The organism is Pseudomonas pudica, assembly GCF_015680405.1.
Taxonomy (GTDB): domain Bacteria; phylum Pseudomonadota; class Gammaproteobacteria; order Pseudomonadales; family Pseudomonadaceae; genus Aquipseudomonas; species Aquipseudomonas pudica.
Genome location: NZ_JADLJS010000095.1, coordinates 1 through 2,405, shown reverse-complemented (window position 1 = coordinate 2,405; position 2,405 = coordinate 1). Strand labels below are relative to the sequence as shown.

Below are 2,405 nucleotides of genomic sequence, written 5' to 3'. Positions count from 1 at the left end.
TTTCGTCTTCACCACCGCAATCTGCGCTAGCAAATTGCTTGGGTGTTATATGGTCAAGCCTCACGGGCAATTAGTATTGGTTAGCTCAACGCCTCACAGCGCTTACACACCCAACCTATCAACGTCGTAGTCTTCGACGGCCCTTCAGGGGATTCAAGATCCCAGTGAGATCTCATCTTGAGGCAAGTTTCCCGCTTAGATGCTTTCAGCGGTTATCTCTTCCGAACATAGCTACCCGGCAATGCCACTGGCGTGACAACCGGAACACCAGAGGTTCGTCCACTCCGGTCCTCTCGTACTAGGAGCAGCCCCTCTCAAATCTCAAACGTCCACGGCAGATAGGGACCGAACTGTCTCACGACGTTCTAAACCCAGCTCGCGTACCACTTTAAATGGCGAACAGCCATACCCTTGGGACCGGCTTCAGCCCCAGGATGTGATGAGCCGACATCGAGGTGCCAAACACCGCCGTCGATATGAACTCTTGGGCGGTATCAGCCTGTTATCCCCGGAGTACCTTTTATCCGTTGAGCGATGGCCCTTCCATACAGAACCACCGGATCACTAAGACCTACTTTCGTACCTGCTCGACGTGTTTGTCTCGCAGTCAAGCGCGCTTTTGCCTTTATACTCTACGACCGATTTCCGACCGGTCTGAGCGCACCTTCGTACTCCTCCGTTACTCTTTGGGAGGAGACCGCCCCAGTCAAACTACCCACCATACACTGTCCTCGATCCGGATAACGGACCTGAGTTAGAACCTCAAAGTTGCCAGGGTGGTATTTCAAGGATGGCTCCATGAGAACTGGCGTCCCCACTTCAAAGCCTCCCACCTATCCTACACAAGCAAATTCAAAGTCCAGTGCAAAGCTATAGTAAAGGTTCACGGGGTCTTTCCGTCTAGCCGCGGATACACTGCATCTTCACAGCGATTTCAATTTCACTGAGTCTCGGGTGGAGACAGCGCCGCCATCGTTACGCCATTCGTGCAGGTCGGAACTTACCCGACAAGGAATTTCGCTACCTTAGGACCGTTATAGTTACGGCCGCCGTTTACCGGGGCTTCGATCAAGAGCTTCGCTTGCGCTAACCCCATCAATTAACCTTCCGGCACCGGGCAGGCGTCACACCCTATACGTCCACTTTCGTGTTTGCAGAGTGCTGTGTTTTTAATAAACAGTCGCAGCGGCCTGGTATCTTCGACCGGCATGGGCTTACGGAGCAAGTCCTTCACCCTCGCCGGCGCACCTTCTCCCGAAGTTACGGTGCCATTTTGCCTAGTTCCTTCACCCGAGTTCTCTCAAGCGCCTTGGTATTCTCTACCTAACCACCTGTGTCGGTTTGGGGTACGGTTCCCAGTTATCTGAAGCTTAGGAGCTTTTCTTGGAAGCATGGTATCAACCACTTCGTCGCCTGAAGGCAACTCGTCATCAGCTCTCGGCCTTGAAATCCCGGATTTGCCTAAGATTTCAGCCTACCACCTTAAACCTGGACAACCAACGCCAGGCTGGCCTAACCTTCTCCGTCCCTCCATCGCAATAACTGGAAGTACAGGAATATTAACCTGTTTTCCATCGACTACGCTTTTCAGCCTCGCCTTAGGGACCGACTAACCCTGCGTCGATTAACGTTGCGCAGGAAACCTTGGTCTTTCGGCGTGCGAGTTTTTCACTCGCATTGTCGTTACTCATGTCAGCATTCGCACTTCTGATACCTCCAGCAAGCTTCTCAACTCACCTTCACAGGCTTACAGAACGCTCCTCTACCGCGTCATCAAAGATGACACCCGTAGCTTCGGTGCATGGTTTGAGCCCCGTTACATCTTCCGCGCAGGCCGACTCGACTAGTGAGCTATTACGCTTTCTTTAAAGGGTGGCTGCTTCTAAGCCAACCTCCTAGCTGTCTAAGCCTTCCCACATCGTTTCCCACTTAACCATGACTTTGGGACCTTAGCTGACGGTCTGGGTTGTTTCCCTTTTCACGACGGACGTTAGCACCCGCCGTGTGTCTCCCATGCTCGGCACTTCCAGGTATTCGGAGTTTGCATCGGTTTGGTAAGTCGGGATGACCCCCTAGCCGAAACAGTGCTCTACCCCCTGGAGTGATACATGAGGCGCTACCTAAATAGCTTTCGAGGAGAACCAGCTATCTCCGAGCTTGATTAGCCTTTCACTCCGATCCACAGGTCATCCGCTAACTTTTCAACGGTAGTCGGTTCGGTCCTCCAGTCAGTGTTACCTAACCTTCAACCTGCCCATGGATAGATCGCCCGGTTTCGGGTCTATACCCAGCGACTAAACGCCCTATTAAGACTCGCTTTCGCTACGCCTCCCCTATTCGGTTAAGCTCGCCACTGAATATAAGTCGCTGACCCATTATACAAAAGGTACGCAGTCACCTAACAA

1 rRNA gene is annotated in these 2,405 nt (G+C 52.5%); it reads right to left on the bottom strand.

The features are described from left to right. Positions 1-49 precede the first annotated feature (49 nt). Positions 50-2,405 (bottom strand): 23S ribosomal RNA (locus IRZ77_RS26610); the annotation flags it as partial.